At 48.5% G+C, this 639-nt stretch carries 1 protein-coding gene; it reads right to left on the bottom strand.

What is annotated here, in order from left to right; genetic code table 11:
- Positions 1–145: 145 nt before the first annotated feature.
- Positions 146–289: a hypothetical protein gene (locus PSI23_RS23705; RefSeq protein ID WP_273557022.1), complete on the bottom strand. Its 144-nt coding sequence runs from the start codon at positions 287–289 to the stop codon at positions 146–148.
- Between the last annotated feature and the right edge of the window lie 350 nt (positions 290–639).

The following is a 639-nucleotide window of genomic DNA, read 5'->3' as shown; positions in this document are numbered from 1 at the left end:
CTCTTAACTTTTTTTATTTCTTTCATTCTTATACATAGATGGATCGTCTGCATACATGGCCGCCCTCTACATGTATATACATATATATATATATATAGAGAGAGTGGTCTACTCCCAAATTTGCTGGCCAAAGGGACAAGTGACGCTAGGCTGCAACTGGCACATGTTCGGAATGTTGCTGGCGACGCGGTACATCCTCCTCACCTGCTTCTGTCCCTGTTGTCCCTGTTGTCCCTGCGTTCTCTGTTGCTGAATTCTCACTGCGCGTCTCAGCACCGGGCACCTGCATTGTGGGTCAATGTTTCTCAGCTGTTGGCAGCATATCTGGAAGTCTTGTTGACCACGCTGCTGCTGCTGATTCTCCTCATCTTCATCATCGAGTAGCAATTCATCGTCCAGGCGAGGTCCCCTCGTGGTTTGTCTCCTGATGAATCGCTGGCAAGCTCTGAGTTGTTGGTGCCTCGCGAACTCCCGTTGGCATCTCTGTTGTTGTTGCTGTTGTTGATTCTCCTCATCCTCCTCGAAGTCGTATTGCAGGTCGAATCTCGATGCTTTGGCGAGGAGCAAGAAGAGAGCGAAGGTGGCGAAGAGAAGAGTGAGCTTCGACGCCATTGATGATGATTGATTTGTATTTTAACT

The organism is Xenorhabdus yunnanensis (assembly GCF_028598805.1).
GTDB lineage: Bacteria > Pseudomonadota > Gammaproteobacteria > Enterobacterales > Enterobacteriaceae > Xenorhabdus > Xenorhabdus yunnanensis.
The sequence above is the reverse complement of the archived record's forward strand: the minus strand, read 5'-3'. Positions and strand labels throughout refer to the sequence as shown.

What these genes read in the sequence shown, in the direction of transcription:
- PSI23_RS23705 (WP_273557022.1), bottom strand. Translation starts at nt 289, where the DNA reads ATGCAGGTGCCCGGTGCTGAGACGCGCAGTGAGAATTCAGCAACAGAG.